This is a genomic window from Flavobacterium fluviale (assembly GCF_003312915.1).
In the GTDB taxonomy this organism is placed as follows: domain Bacteria; phylum Bacteroidota; class Bacteroidia; order Flavobacteriales; family Flavobacteriaceae; genus Flavobacterium; species Flavobacterium fluviale.
On record NZ_CP030261.1, the window covers coordinates 266,468 to 281,409 of the forward strand.

The following is a 14,942-nucleotide window of genomic DNA, read 5'->3' on the forward strand; positions in this document are numbered from 1 at the left end:
AATAATTTTTGAATAATTTTTGTAGAAAAGTCTGGAGATGCCACTCCAGACTTTTTTTTATAAAAAGTTACGAAGTTCTTTTATTTCTTCAGGATTTGCAATCTCAGAGTCATTTGTAATTGCTGACGAATGATAAAAAGTCAGGTCTAATTTTTCTTGTAATAATTTTATGTTTGAAGATCTTAAACCGCCGCCAGGCATAATTTCGATTCGATCTCCGGCAAGTTTTTGAAGTTTTTCTAAAGTCCAGATTCCTTCTGCTACATTTATCCCCTGACCCGATGTTAAGATGGTTTTAAAACCGCATTCAATAACATCTTCAAGTGAATTTTCTACATCTTTTACCACATCAAAAGCACGGTGAAATGTACAAGAAAGCGGATGTGCCAAATGCACTAATTCTTTGTTTTGTTTTTTATTTACCTTTCCGTTTTCTTTTAAAATCCCAAACACAAAACCATCAACTCCTAATTTTTTAAATTGTTTAATATCTTGCTTCATTTCTGTAAGTTCTTCATCAGAATAAACAAAATCGCCGCCTCTAGGTCTGATAATCACATGCATTTTGATTTTTAAATCCTCACGGACTTTTACCACCAATATAGAATTTGGCGTAGTTCCTCCAAGTTTCATGTTTTCGCACAGCTCAATTCTGTCCGCACCATTTTCCTGAGCAATAAGTGCAGATTCGTAATTAAAACAAGCTATTTCGAGTTGATTTTTTTTCATTGGGTTTCTTTATTAAAAAGGATTTCAACTTCATTCAATTAAACAGAGAGTTTTCATAATTTTAACTCGACTGTCATCCTGGGCGAAGTCGAAGGCTAATTTACTACTAAACGTCCTTTTTATAAAAATTTTTATGACTTGTTTTATTTAAACATTGTGAAAGTTTTTTCAAATCTTCCCATTTATCATTTATAATTGCTTCTTTCTTATTTCTGCTCCAGCCTTTTACTTGTTTTCAAATGCAATAGCTTGAAACACATCATTAAAATCTGTACAAAAAACCAATTCCAAAGGTCTTTTATTGAAAGTGTAACATTCACTATTTACTCCAAAATTATGTTCATTCAATCTTCTTTCAATGTTATTTGTAAATCCTGTATAATAACTATTATCAGAACATTTTAATATATAGACGTAATATCTTTTCATTTATTTAAAGTTAACTGCATCAAATTTCCAAACACAAAAGTAAGAAAATATCTCTATTTTTTTTCTTTTAGAATATTAGTAAACGGTTTCAGGCTGAGCGAAGTCGAAGCCTCAATCCTATCGGTGCGTATTTTAATTAAGTCGCGAAATTTTATTTTTGAATGAAGCTAAAAAAGCTGACAATTATGACTTTGAAAATTGGAAAGGGCTTCGACTTCGCTCAGCCTGACAGACTAACTTTACTTGAAATTTTTACCAATAAACCAATAAGAATGTATGTTTCGACTCAGCTCAGCCTGACAAAGTTTGTCAAACCGTCTCATAAATATTCCCCTGTTATCACCCTGAGCGAAGTCGAAGGGCGCCCCTATTGGAACGCGGGCTTCGACTTCGCTCAGCCTGACAAATAGGAAATCTTAAAGAAGAAAAAAAAACCTGCTCCAAAAAGAGCAGGTTTTAAAATATAATGCAAGATGAATTAAATTACCATTTAATAATAGCGCTAGCCCAAGTAAAGCCACTTCCGAAAGCTGCTAAAACTACGGTATCGCCGGATTTAATTTTACCTTCTTCCCAAGCTTCGGTTAAAGCAATCGGAATAGAGGCTGCAGTTGTGTTTCCGTATTTTTGAATATTATTATGAACTTGATCGTCTGTCAATTTGAATTTGTTTTGAATGAATTGCGAGATTCTCAAATTCGCCTGATGCGGAATCAACATATCAATATCTGAAACTTGAAGTCCATTTGCTTCCAGTCCTTCGTTAATTACTTCTGCAAAACGAACTACAGCATTTTTAAACACAAACTGTCCGTTCATATACGGATAATAACTTTCGTCATTAGGATCATTATCTGCAATAATATCAGTTACCCAGCGCGCTCCCATTCCAGGTGCCTGCAAAGCTAATTCTTCTGCATGTTGTCCTTCAGAATGTAAATGAGTAGAAAGAATTCCTTTTGTCAAATCTTCTTCACGGCTTAAAACAGCTGCTCCTGCCCCATCTCCAAAAATTACCGAAACACCGCGTCCGCGAGTTGTCATATCTAAACCTGTAGAATGAACTTCTGAACCAATAACCAAAATGTTTTTATACATTCCAGTTTTAATATATTGATCTGCAACAGAAATTGCATAAACAAATCCTGAACATTGGTTTCTAACATCTAAAGCACCAACTGTTTTTAAACCTAAATCTCTTTGCACCAAAACTCCTGGTCCTGGAAAATAATAATCTGGACTTAATGTAGCAAAAACCACAAAATCAATATCTTCTTTAGCAACTCCAGAACGCTCGATTGCAATCTTAGCCGCTTTTACTCCCATTGAGGTTGTAGTATCTTCTCCACGAATGATATGCCTTCTTTCTTGAATTCCTGTTCTTTCCTGAATCCATTCATCATTGGTATCCATGATTTTAGACAAATCATCGTTTGTCACAACATTTGAAGGAACGTAGTATCCTAAGCCTGTTATTTTTGAATGATACATATTGTATTGTTATTTGTTTGAAAATTTAGAATGCAAATTTAAGCATACTTTAAAATATAAGACTACAAATTACTCTTTTTTTCGTTATTAGCAATTTAATATACTTGAATTATAAGACTGTATAAAATCAATTACTTCTCAAAAAGATAAGCTTTCTACCAAATTCTTGAATAAAATGAAAAATACTATCCAAAATGTAACAAGATATAAATATCTTAGACAAACATTTCGAATACTATTTTTAAACCCAAAAAATTCAAACTATGAAATTAAAGGTTACTTTGTTCTTACTTTTCAGTTTTGGTTTTTACTCTTTTGCCCAAGAGAACCTGACATACCAGAAACCATCAAAATCTATTCTAGATTTAGCAGATTACCAAAGAGCTCCAACAGTATCTATGGATACCAAAAAAGAAAATATGCTCTTAATGTATCGAAACACTTATAAAACTCTTGATGATTTAAATCAGGACGAAGTTCGTTTAGCCGGTTTAAGAATCAATCCTATTACTAATATTTCGAGCACTGTAACTTATATCAATAATCTTAAGCTGCGAAAAATTAGCGGTAAAGAGGAAGTTCAGGTTGCAGGTCTGCCAGAAAATCCAAAAATTACAAATATCCTTTGGTCTCCAAATGACAAAAAGATTTTATTCTCTCACACTACAAATTCTGGCGTAGAACTTTGGGTTTTAGATGTAGCATCGGCGCAAGCTAAAAAACTTACAGCAGCAACTGTAAATGCTAATTTAGGAAATCCTTTCAGCTGGTTTTCAGACAATGAAACGATTTTGGTAAAAATGCTTCCCAAAAACAGACAGCCGCTGTTAGATTCTAAAAAAGATCTGCCAACAGGACCAATTGTATCTAATACTTCGGGAGAAAAATCTCAAAACAGAACTTATCCTGATATGCTTAAAAACAAAAATGATGAATTCAATTTTGAAAACAGCGTAACTTCTGAATTATATAAGGTAAAATTAAATGGAGAAGCTGTCTTGTTTAAAGAAGCTGCGATGTTTGCAGGAGAAAGAATTTCGCCAGACGGTAATTACATTATGCTGACTACAATTCAGAAACCATTTTCTTATGTTGTGCCTTTAAACAGATTCCCTTCAACAACTACCGTTTATGATATAAGTGGAAAAGAGATTAAAGTCGTAAACGAAGTTCCTTTAAACGAAATTATGCCAAAAGGTTTTATGGCTGTTAGAAAAGGTAAAAGAGAAATGGCTTGGAGAAATGACAAACCAGCTACTTTAATGTTTGTAACTGCGTTAGACCAAGGAGACCCTGCTAATAAAGTTGAATTTAGAGATGAAGTTTTTCTATGGGATGCTCCTTTTGAAAAACAACCTTCTTCGTTAGTAAAAACACCACAGCGTTTTAACACCATCACATGGGGGAATGACAATCTTGCAGTTATTTCTGATGAATGGTATGATACTCGTAATACGAAAACATATTTAATAAACCCATCAAATCCAAGTCAGCAGCCAAAATTAATTACCGATCGAAATTCACAAGATGTATATTCAGATCCAGGTATTTTTGAAACTAGAAAAAACGAATACAATAAATATGTTCTGGCGCTCGAAAAAGATAACCTTTACCGAATTGGCGACGGTTATACTAAAGAAGGACAATTCCCTTTTATTGATGAATTTGACTTTAAAACTTTAAAGACAAAACGTATTTATACCTCTCCATATAAAGATAAAAAAGAAGATATTTTAGAAATAGAAGATTTTAAAACCGGAAAAGTTTTAGTTCAAATTCAGTCAAAAACAGAATATCCAAATTACTATTTTAGAAATATTAAAAAACAAAATAGTTTAACACCAATTACTGCTTTTAAAAATCCATTTGAAAGCATTAAAAATGTAAGCAAAGAAGTAATTAAATACAAACGTAAAGATGGATTGGAACTTTCAGGTACTTTGTATCTTCCTGCTGGTTATGATAAAGTAAAAAAAGAAAAACTTCCATTATTAATCTGGGCTTATCCAGCAGAATACAAGGATAGAAACAGTGCTTCGCAAACTACACAAAACTCAAATGAATTTACTTTCCCATATTATGGATCATTTGTTTATTGGGTAACCAAAGGATATGTTGTTTTAGATGATGCAGCGTTTCCAATTATTGGAGAAGGAAATACAGAGCCAAATGATAATTTCGTTTCACAATTAGTAGACAATGCGGCCGCAGCAATTGATGCAGTTGATGCTTTAGGATATATTAATCGCAAAAAAGTGGCTGTAGGCGGACATTCGTATGGTGCATTTATGACAGCAAATTTATTGACACATTCTAATTTGTTTGCCTGTGGAATTGCAAGAAGCGGTGCTTACAACAGAACTCTAACTCCGTTTGGTTTTCAAACTGAACAGCGAAATTACTGGGAAGTTCCTGAAGTTTACAACACGATGTCGCCTTTTATGAATGCAGACAAAATGAAAACTCCTCTATTACTGGTTCATGGCGAAGCCGATAATAATCCTGGAACTTTCACATTGCAGACAGAACGTTATTTCCAAGCGTTAAAAGGTTTAGGAGCACCTGCAAGAATGGTAATTCTTCCAAAAGAATCTCATGGTTATGCTGCTAAAGAAAATATTTTACACCTTCTTTGGGAACAAGATCAGTTTTTAGAGAAATATTTAAAGAATTAATACCTCATTAATTTCAAAAAACAAACCCGACAGATTTTTAAAATCTGTCGGGTTTGTTTTTTTGTATTTTCTACTTTCTCGTTTTATTTACAAATAATTCAAAGCCAAAAACACTTCCTGTTCAAGCGGTAAATCTATTTCGCTTTCAAAGAAAATTAATTGTCTTTTATAAACAGTTTCAATTAAATAATGACTTCCTCGAAAGTAAGTTCTTCGAATTTTTACCATCAACTTAGATTCTGAAACCATCTTAAATTGATGCGGATACACTAAAGTTTTATGCGTCTCGTCTTCGTATGATAATAATAAGTGAGTCGGAATCTCATTTACTTCTCCAAATAAAGAAGCTACATATTTAATTTTTGGATCTTCGTAAATTTTTGCAGGCTCATCTTTTACAATTAATTCTCCGTTTCGCATTACAATTGCCTGATCTGCAAATGACAAAGCATCTGTACTATCGTGTGTTGCAATAATACAGGTAATTCCTTTTTGTTTCAAATAACGAAACAAATTACGGCGAAGTGCATTTTTTCTAAAAGCATCGATCTGGCTAAAAGGTTCATCTAATAAAATTACTTCTGGTTCTAAAGCCAAAACTCTAACTAAAGCTACTCGCTGCTGTTGACCTCCACTCAAAAACTTTGTTTTTACATTAGAAAATTGTTCCATTTCTACCATCTCCAACAATTCCTGAACACGTAGTTTTTTCATATTGGCGAATCCATTAGAAAGGAATTTTCCAACATTTTCTGCAACTGTTTCATACGGAGACAAATCGAAATCCTGAGCTAGGTATTTCATATATGGCATTCCCGGAATCAAATTAAATTTTGGACCTAAGACAGGTTTATCACCATAAAAAATCTTTCCTTCATCCAAGTCATACAAACCATAAATTAATTTAAGAAGCGTACTTTTTCCGCATCCGCTTTCGCCGATAATGGAAATATTCTGCCCTTTCTCAATAGTAAATGAGATGTCTTTTATAACGGGTTTGTCTGTATACGAAAAGGATATATTTTGAATGTCAAGCATGAGTTGTAATATGAGAGGTCAAATTTACAATGTTTAATTTCTAATGTCAAAAAAAAGCTGCTTCAATTAAGACTTTTCATTTTAATTGTTTATAAAGAAAAAATAACCAAAAGTATTTTTCTTTTCTTCCTTCAACAACAACTTTGCTAGCTTCAATACTATTTCAAGCGTTTCCTTCATTTTAGCTCTTTAATTCGGCTAATATTTCTTCCGAAATGCTTTTTTTAATGTAGTACTACTTAATTAGAGATAGTTAAAGTATTAAAACAAAAATATTTTTTACAATAAATATTTTTGTTTAGTAACTTTTTACTTACATTGTCTTTGTTTTGTAAAAATTAAGATTTACAAAACAAAACAGCACTAATTTTCCCAAAATTGAACAAAATGGATTTTGGTACCCTATGAGTTCTTCTGAAGTTTATAAATTAGTAGGAGGTTCTCTTTATAATAGTTCTACAAACGAACAGACAAAAAATCAATATTCAAATGCCTGCGCTATAAGAGGATCCAGAGCATTATTATATTCTGGAATAAGTATACCTGTATTAAAATATGGTACTCCACCGTTACAGGCAACACAGAAAGGAGGAGATAATCTAAATTACATTTTATCAGCAAATAGCTTTAATAAGATTATGATTGATAAATTTGGAGACACAACAGATAAACTTGAAGGTGATGATGCAAATGATGCTGCCAAAATAGCTGATATACTTCGTGGAAAATCAGGAATATATGTTATTATAAATAAAAATCCTGGCATAAGTGGTGCAGGTTATTCAGGACATGTCGATGCAATTGTAAATGGTATTTGTATTTCAAACGCATATACGCAACCTAAAGGAGGCATATCATCAATAAGAATATGGACATGAATTAAAAAAATATGAGAACAATAACTATACTTTTTTTTGTATTATTTTACAATATGCTTTCATCTCAAATTATTAAAGGAGAAGAAACTTATTATATAGCAAATCAAGAGAAAAACTACTCTACTTACCATTTTGTAAAAAGCGAATACAGTATACGCTCATTTCAGATATTTGTCGTTAATATGATAAATTTTGAAAAAATAAAATCGAGTATACCCAAAACATTCTCAAGAAGACCAAAACAAGATTTCACTGATATTTATGTTTTAGGTATAGAGAATTTTGACAAGACTCAACTAATGGAAAATGAAAAAAAAATAATTGAAAATTATATAATTGAAATCAATAAGTATAGAGCTTTTTATAATTTATCTGTCATAGAAGATAGAGAGTTTATAGAAAAAAACTTTCTTCATTATATTGACAATGAAAAAGATTTATGTTTATACATGCTATGTCCGGACAAAAACTAAAAAGATAATGTCAATAATTTTAGTTTCATGTATTAGCTGTTGATTATATGGATTTTAGATTAATAATTATGAAAATAAAAATAAAAAATATAATCTTCTTGGAATACTTTATTCGTCAACAGCATTTGAATATCAACTTGGAAAAGATGAAAATCAATGGATAAACATGTATAAAACAGAAGTCTTTTTTAGCTGCCTTAAAAAGGGATAGAATGACCAAAGTGTTTTTTGATTTAATAGCAAAAAAAGATCTTTTTGTTCCTTATGAACCAATTTATGGAGAATACAATAAAATTGATTTGCTGACATCTAAAATGATAAAAGATATTCAAAATCCTATTTTATCCACATTGTAATGATTGTACTGAAGAAGAGAATCAAGAGATTCTAAAAAAGAATTATATCTGTGTAACTTGTTTAAATTATTATGCAAGCAGGGAACTGGATTTAATTGCCCAAAAAAGCATATGAAAAATTATTTAAGATCTGAGAAGAATAATTCTGATTAGAATTAGAATTTATTAATTCAATCATCAAAAAAAAGCTGCTTCAATTAAGAAACAGCTTTTTTTATATTTTATTTTATTCTGGTATTATTTTCCAGCTTCAGCTTTTGCGTCGTTAACCATTTTGTCATTTGCTGTAATTGAGAATTCAACACGACGGTTTTGAGCTCTTCCTTCTGGAGTATCATTTGTTGCAATTGGATCTGCAATTCCTAAACCTGAAGTTTTGAAACGGTTCGATTTTAAGCCTTTTGCAACTAAATAAGCCTGCACAGATGCAGCTCTTTGTCCAGAAAGTGTTAAGTTATATTCTGGTCTACCAGTATTATCAGTATATCCAAAAATCTGAATATCTGTATCTCCATATTCATTAAATACTGGAACTAATTTATCTAAGTTTGCTTTCGCTTGAGTTGTTAGAGTTGATTTATTAGTATCAAAACGAACTGAATTTTCATTTAAAGTTAAATGAATACCTTCTCCAACTCTTTCTACAGAAGCACCTGGTAAAGCTTGATCGATTTCACGAGCTTGTTTATCCATTTTGTTTCCAATAAGTGCACCAGTTCCACCACCAACAGCAGCTCCAATTGCAGCGCCTAAAGCAGCGTTTCCGCCTTTTCCTAAATTATTTCCTAATACAGCACCAATCACACCTCCGGCCACAACTCCAATTCCAGCACCTTTTTGTGTATTATTTGCATTTTTTACTGAATCACAACTAGTAAAAAAACTAGTTAGAACTAGTAAACTACTTAAACCTAAAACCGTTAACTTTCTCATCTTTTATATTTTTAAATATTAATTGGCTCTTTGAAATTGGTAAACCACGTCTTTAACCTGACCACCTACGTTAATGTTATCAATTAACTGAAATGAAGTTTCAGTTACACCTCCAACTTTTAGTAAATAACCATCTCTTACTTTCTTAGCTTTTTCACCAGCATCAAGAATTTTAAGTACTAATAAACCTTGGTTGTTGATACTCCATACAATTGGAGAAGAAAAGGCAGTACAACTTGGCGATGTTAAAGCCATAGTTCCTTTATTATTATTTGAGATAAAGCTCCAAGTACTTCCGATAAAACATTTTGAATCTGCTAGATCAAATGAATTTACTTTTATGTAATCTGAACCTGGATAAGATACATTGGTAAGAACCCAATTACCTTTTAAAGCTACTTGTGTTTTCTTGTCAAGTTTAGTTGAAAGAGCTGTTTCTGTTGAAGCTGTCGACGAAGCAGATTTACACGCAAAAAACAATGCGGCAATCATGCATATTAAGATACCTTTCTTCATTTTGTACAATTTTTTATAGATTAATACTTGCCTTTTTAACAATTATTGTACCACAAATATACGATTCATTCCAGAAAAAAATCTTTTACAATCTATTTATTTTCTTTCAGAATTAACATTTCCGACATTTTGTCACCCCAAAAACAATTGGTATTCTATTTGAATAAGTGAAAATCATCACATTAAAATAAAAATTAAAAATATGGCAACAGGTAAAATTAATGTTTCAGTAGAAAACATTTTTCCTTTAATTAAAAAGTTCTTATACAGCGACCATGAAATCTTCTTACGCGAGCTTGTTTCTAACGGTACCGATGCTACTTTAAAATTAAAACATCTTATCAGCATTGGCGAAGCTAAAGTAGAATATGGCAATCCGATCATTGAGGTTAAAGTGGACAAAGAAGGTAAAAAAATCCACATTATCGATCAAGGTTTGGGTATGACTGCTGATGAAGTAGAAAAATACATCAATCAAGTTGCTTTTTCGGGCGCTGAAGAATTCTTAGACAAATACAAAGATTCTGCTAAAGATTCTGGAATTATCGGACATTTTGGTCTTGGTTTTTATTCAGCATTTATGGTGGCTGAAAAAGTTGAAATCATCACAAAATCATACAAAGATGAACCAGCTGCGCATTGGACATGTGACGGAAGTCCTGAATTTACTTTAGAACCAGCTGACAAAACTTCACGCGGAACTGAAATCATTCTTCACATCGCAGAAGATTCACTTGAGTTTTTAGATGATTCTAAAATCAGTGGTTTATTGAATAAGTATAACAAGTTTATGCCTATTCCAATTAAATTTGGAACAAGAACAGAAACGCTTCCAAAACCAGAAGATGCTCCAGAAGATTACGTGAATGAAACTGTTGAAACTGACAACATCATTAACAACCCTAATCCAGCTTGGACAAAACAACCTTCTGAGTTATCTGAAGAAGATTATAAAAACTTCTACAGAGAATTATACCCAATGCAGTTCGAAGAACCATTGTTCAACATTCACTTAAATGTAGATTATCCGTTTAATTTAACTGGTATTTTGTATTTCCCGAAATTAGGAAACGATATGCAGATCCAGAAAGATAAAATTCAGCTGTACCAAAACCAAGTTTACGTTACCGATAACGTAGAAGGAATTGTACCTGAATTCTTGACAATGTTAAAAGGGGTAATCGATTCTCCAGATATCCCATTAAACGTTTCTCGTTCTGGTTTACAAGCTGACGGAGCGGTTAAGAAAATCTCGAACTACATTACTCGTAAAGTAGCTGATAAATTAAAAGCTTTATTTAATGAAAACCGTGCTGATTTTGAAGCGAAATGGAACGACATTAAAATCGTTTTAGAATACGGAATGTTGTCTGAAGATAAATTCTACGAAAAAGCCGGTGCATTTGTTTTATATCCAACTGTAGATGACACTTACTTTACTTTAGATGAATTAAAAGAAAAATTAAAAGAAAACCAAACTGATAAAGATGGTAAATTAGTAGTTCTTTATGCAGGAAATAAAGATGCACAGCACTCTTACATTCAGGCAGCAAAAGATAAAGGTTACGAAGTATTACTTTTAGATTCGCCAATTATTTCACATTTAATTCAAAAAATTGAAGGCGATAACAGCGGCTTAACTTTTGTTCGTGTGGATTCTGACCATATTGATAATTTAATCAAAAAAGACGAAAACACGATTTCTAAGTTATCCGACGAAGAAAAAGAAACTTTAAAAACTTCGTTAGAAGCTTATATTCCAAAAGCTTACAGCGTACAATTGGAAGCTATGGACAGCCAGGCAGCTCCATTTATCATTACGCAGCCAGAATTTATGCGTAGAATGAAAGAAATGAGCCAGACAGGCGGAGGCGGAATGTTCGGAATGGGCAATATGCCAGAAATGTACAATTTGGTTGTTAACACAAATTCTGATTTAGCTTCAAGCATTTTAAATACTGAAGATAAAACGCATCAAGAGCATTTGGTAAAACAAGCTTTAGATTTAGCTAAATTATCGCAAAACCTATTAAAAGGCGAAGCGCTGACTGCTTTCGTAAAAAGAAGTTTTGAAATGATTAAATAATCATTCGAAAAGAATATTTTGAAAATCCTGCAAATTAAGTTTTGCAGGATTTTTTTTGCTCACAATTAACCTCTAAAAAAGGGTGATTCTCCCCTTTTTCAAAAGACTACCTTTGTATAAATTTGAAAATCAATAAATTACTAATAATTTATAAATTCTAGAAATTATGGACAAAAGAAAATTTACGGAAAATGGCGCAGTTCTAGCAATTATTAAAGATTTAAAAGAACAAATAAAAGGCAAAAAATTCTCTGATATAATAGACAATAACAACTACCAATATGTTGATCTGGTTCAGGAAGGCGGCGGCGTTCTTGGAATTGCTTTAGTCGGATATGTGTATGTTCTGGAAAAAATGGGAATCCGATTTTTAAGTTTAGCAGGAACTTCTGCAGGAAGCATTAACACCATGCTTATGGCGGCCGCAGGAACTTGTGACGTAGAAAAATCGGAATGGATTCTAGACTGTCTTTGTAATAAAAATTTATATGATTTTGTTGATGGAGACCGAGATGCCCGTGAATTTATCGATGCTCTTTTAAGTGATGCCGGTAATTTAAAATTAATCATTAAAGGTTATCAGGTAGTTGATAATTTTAAAGATGATTTGGGTCTGAATCCAGGAAATAATTTCCATCAATGGATGACTAATTTACTTTCGCAAAAAGGAATAAAGAATTATGCCGACCTAAAAGCGTTAAGAGAAAAAGGAGTTTCAGATAAGAATAAATTATATCGAATAAATAAGGTTAATCCTGGCGATAAAGAGGAATACAAACGTATAGATCATTGGAGTGAAATGGCGATCATCGCCGCTGACATTACTACTGAAAGCAAAATCATCTTCCCGAAAATGATTGATCTCTTTTATTCTAATCCGGAAGTTCAAAATCCAGCCGATTTTGTTCGGGCTTCCATGTCGATTCCGTTGTTTTTTGCTCCTTTTAAAATAAAAAATATTCCAACTGGAGCTGATGCTTGGAACAAATGGAATGAAGCAACTTGTCTGCGCACTTCTGTACCGTCTGAAGTGATGTTTATGGACGGAGGAATTATATCCAATTTTCCTATTGATATTTTCCACGAAAATTTAAATGTTCCCGCTTCTCCCACTTTTGGAATTAAACTAGGCTATGACAAAAATGAAATCAATAAAAATGAAAAATTCCCTAATTTAATAAGTTCAATGTTTGACACAGCGCGATACGGTTATGATGCTGAATTTTTAAGAAAAAATCCAGACTTCAAAAACCTCATCGGCTATATTGATACAGGAAGTCATAATTGGCTAAATTTCAATCTGACCGATGATGCTAAAATTGATCTTTTTATTCGCGGTGCACAGCACGCCGCCGATTTTTTAAACCGTTTTAATTGGGAGGAATATAAAAAAATCAGAAAAGCAAAAAGTGACTATTACAAATCAGTTTAGAATCTCATAGAATACTCATTAATAAATCATTATCCATAATTTTTCTTTTGTAAAATCGTTATAAATCCTGTAACCAAGTCTTACAGGATTTTTTATTGCGATTCACTTTTTTTATTACATTTGAATGCCTTTTTTATCTAACACAAAACAAAACCACTATGAAAAAAACCATTATTTTAATCACAACAATTTGTACAACAGTCCTTATTGGTGTTTCATGCTCAAACGACAGCAATGAAACCACAACTTCAACAGATGTAACAACGGTTGGCGCATCTCTTGCTATTGATGCTGCTAACGAAATGGATCTTAACACCGGACTCTTAATAACCTCAAATCCATCGACAGCAAAAACCGCAGAAACTCCTCCAGCAGGAACAACATGTGCTTCAATTACTGTCACAACGCCAAACGGAACAGAATACCCTAAGGTGTTTTTAGCTGATTTTGGAACAGGATGCGAAAGCGATAATCTAAAAAGAAAAGGAAAACTAAAAATAACTCTTTCTGGAGCAATAATTACAACCGGAAGCAAAATGACTATTGAAAGAATTGACTACTCTATCAACGGTATAAAACTAGAAGGAATTATAGAATATACAAATACTACAACTGTAGAAACAGTGCCGCAATGGACAAGAAAAGTAACAAATGGCAAATTCACAGACAACCAAGGCAAAGTATACACTAATTCCGGAATCTATACTACAAAACAAACTGCAGGTGTTGGAACTCCTTTTGTTTTAGCAGATAATGTTTATGAAATTCCAGAAGGAACTCATACCGTAACAGCAGCCGACGGAACTACTTTAACCTTGACCGTAAAAGAAACTTTAATTAAAAAATACTCATGTTTATTTATTTCTAAAGGTCAATTACGAATCGAAGGCGGTATTTTTGATGGTGTTGTAGATTACGGAAACGACAGCTGCGATGCCGTATATACTTACACACATGAAAATGGCAGTTCATTTAATTTATCAATGTAAAACCTTTGCCCAGCATACTTTAAATCCCAATTTAGAAATAGATTGGGATTTATTTTTTTTTATAAAAATAAAACTTCACTCTCTATACATTTAAACTATTTTCTTTATTTTGCACCCAAATCTAATAAACCACCAATGAAAAAAACATTAATAGCTTTTGTTACTCTTGCTATACTTGCATCTTGCAGCAAAAAAGAATCTACTGGTAACGTACATATTACTGGAAATATAAAGGGATTAAAAAAAGGCACTTTATATATCCAAAGAATTGTTGACACATCGCTTGTTGCAATTGACAGCATTAAAATAGACGGAAACCCTGCTTTTGAAAGTAATATCACTTTAGATTCACCAGAAATGCTATATTTATTTTTAGATCGTGGTGTAACTAATTCATTAGATAACAATATTATGTTTTTTGCCGAGCCTGGAAATATTACTATTGAAACTAATCTAGACAACTACATCTCTGGCGCTAAAATTACAGGATCGAAAAACCAAGAATTATACGAGCAATATTCTAAAATAAACAGCCGTTTTATAGATGAAAACCTTTCTTTGGTAGAACCTCGTTTTAGAGCAATCAAAAGACAAGATTTAAAAGCAGTAGACAGCATCACTAAATTGCAGGAAAACAATATTAAAAGAAAATACTTGTACGCTACAAACTTTGCATTAAACAACAAAGATCATGAAGTGGCACCTTATATTGCTTTAGCAGAGATCTACGACATCAATTTTAGGTTTCTAGATACAATTCAAAAATCTATGACACCTAAAGTAGCTAAATCATTTTACGGAAAAAAACTGACCAAATATGTTGGCGACTTAAAGAAACAACAGCCAACTCAAACACCAGAATAACTTCTGACTATCATATTCATAGAAAAGCCCTGAAAATTCAGGGCTTTTTTGCT

13 protein-coding genes and 1 pseudogene are annotated in these 14,942 nt (G+C 32.3%); 8 read left to right on the forward strand and 6 right to left on the reverse strand.

Annotated features, from left to right (window positions below; all coding sequences use genetic code 11):
- Positions 1-57 precede the first annotated feature (57 nt).
- The 3 genes and pseudogenes from HYN86_RS01270 to HYN86_RS01285 form a co-directional block, all read right to left on the reverse strand.
- Positions 58-729: a copper homeostasis protein CutC gene (locus HYN86_RS01270; protein WP_113676435.1), complete on the reverse strand. Its 672-nt coding sequence runs from the start codon at positions 727-729 to the stop codon at positions 58-60.
- A 106-nt stretch (positions 730-835) separates the two neighbouring features.
- Positions 836-1,158: pseudogene (locus tag HYN86_RS01275) on the reverse strand (GIY-YIG nuclease family protein).
- Positions 1,159-1,641: 483 nt separating this feature from the next.
- Positions 1,642-2,649 (reverse strand): 3-oxoacyl-ACP synthase III family protein, encoded by a 1,008-nt coding sequence (locus HYN86_RS01285; RefSeq protein ID WP_113676437.1) that lies wholly within the window; start codon positions 2,647-2,649, stop codon positions 1,642-1,644.
- 263 nt (positions 2,650-2,912) lie between these two features.
- Between HYN86_RS01285 and HYN86_RS01290 the strand changes: the two genes are divergently transcribed.
- Entirely contained in the window at positions 2,913-5,324 is a 2,412-nt protein-coding gene (locus HYN86_RS01290) for an alpha/beta hydrolase family protein (protein WP_113676438.1), read from the forward strand.
- An 87-nt stretch (positions 5,325-5,411) separates the two neighbouring features.
- On the opposite strand, the gene HYN86_RS01295 is transcribed toward HYN86_RS01290, so the two are convergent.
- Positions 5,412-6,362, reverse strand: coding sequence for an ABC transporter ATP-binding protein (locus HYN86_RS01295; protein ID WP_113676439.1), 951 nt, complete (start codon positions 6,360-6,362; stop codon positions 5,412-5,414).
- 404 nt (positions 6,363-6,766) lie between these two features.
- Between HYN86_RS01295 and HYN86_RS01300 the strand changes: the two genes are divergently transcribed.
- The 3 genes from HYN86_RS01300 to HYN86_RS20925 all read left to right on the forward strand — a co-directional run bounded on the left by HYN86_RS01300 (position 6,767) and on the right by HYN86_RS20925 (position 8,069).
- On the forward strand, positions 6,767-7,240 hold the full coding sequence (locus HYN86_RS01300) for a T6SS effector amidase Tae4 family protein (RefSeq protein WP_113676440.1): 474 nt from the start codon (positions 6,767-6,769) through the stop codon (positions 7,238-7,240).
- Between the two features lie 11 nt (positions 7,241-7,251).
- Positions 7,252-7,713, forward strand: a complete 462-nt coding sequence (locus HYN86_RS01305) for a hypothetical protein (protein ID WP_162789250.1) — start codon at positions 7,252-7,254, stop codon at positions 7,711-7,713.
- Between the two features lie 212 nt (positions 7,714-7,925).
- Positions 7,926-8,069 carry a hypothetical protein gene (locus HYN86_RS20925; RefSeq protein ID WP_162789252.1) on the forward strand — a complete coding sequence of 48 codons (144 nt, stop codon included), beginning with the start codon at positions 7,926-7,928 and terminating at the stop codon, positions 8,067-8,069.
- Between the two features lie 237 nt (positions 8,070-8,306).
- Here HYN86_RS20925 and HYN86_RS01310 read toward each other — a convergent pair whose 3' ends face one another.
- On the reverse strand, positions 8,307-9,002 hold the full coding sequence (locus tag HYN86_RS01310; RefSeq protein WP_113676442.1) for an OmpA family protein: 696 nt from the start codon (positions 9,000-9,002) through the stop codon (positions 8,307-8,309).
- An 18-nt stretch (positions 9,003-9,020) separates the two neighbouring features.
- The gene (locus tag HYN86_RS01315; RefSeq protein WP_113679819.1) at positions 9,021-9,518 is read right to left on the reverse strand and encodes a lipocalin family protein; all 498 of its coding nucleotides are present in this window, start codon (positions 9,516-9,518) and stop codon (positions 9,021-9,023) included.
- Positions 9,519-9,720: 202 nt separating this feature from the next.
- Here HYN86_RS01315 and htpG point away from each other — a divergent pair, with 202 nt between their 5' ends.
- The 4 genes from htpG (at position 9,721) to HYN86_RS01335 (ending at position 14,889) form a co-directional block, all read left to right on the forward strand.
- Positions 9,721-11,604, forward strand: coding sequence for a molecular chaperone HtpG (gene htpG / locus HYN86_RS01320; protein WP_113676443.1), 1,884 nt, complete (start codon positions 9,721-9,723; stop codon positions 11,602-11,604).
- A 166-nt stretch (positions 11,605-11,770) separates the two neighbouring features.
- Entirely contained in the window at positions 11,771-13,036 is a 1,266-nt protein-coding gene (locus HYN86_RS01325; RefSeq protein WP_113676444.1) for a patatin-like phospholipase family protein, read from the forward strand.
- A gap of 158 nt (positions 13,037-13,194) precedes the next feature.
- Positions 13,195-14,025 carry a hypothetical protein gene (locus HYN86_RS01330; RefSeq protein ID WP_113676445.1) on the forward strand — a complete coding sequence of 277 codons (831 nt, stop codon included), beginning with the start codon at positions 13,195-13,197 and terminating at the stop codon, positions 14,023-14,025.
- A 135-nt stretch (positions 14,026-14,160) separates the two neighbouring features.
- Positions 14,161-14,889: a DUF4369 domain-containing protein gene (locus tag HYN86_RS01335; protein WP_113676446.1), complete on the forward strand. Its 729-nt coding sequence runs from the start codon at positions 14,161-14,163 to the stop codon at positions 14,887-14,889.
- Positions 14,890-14,942 lie beyond the last annotated feature (53 nt).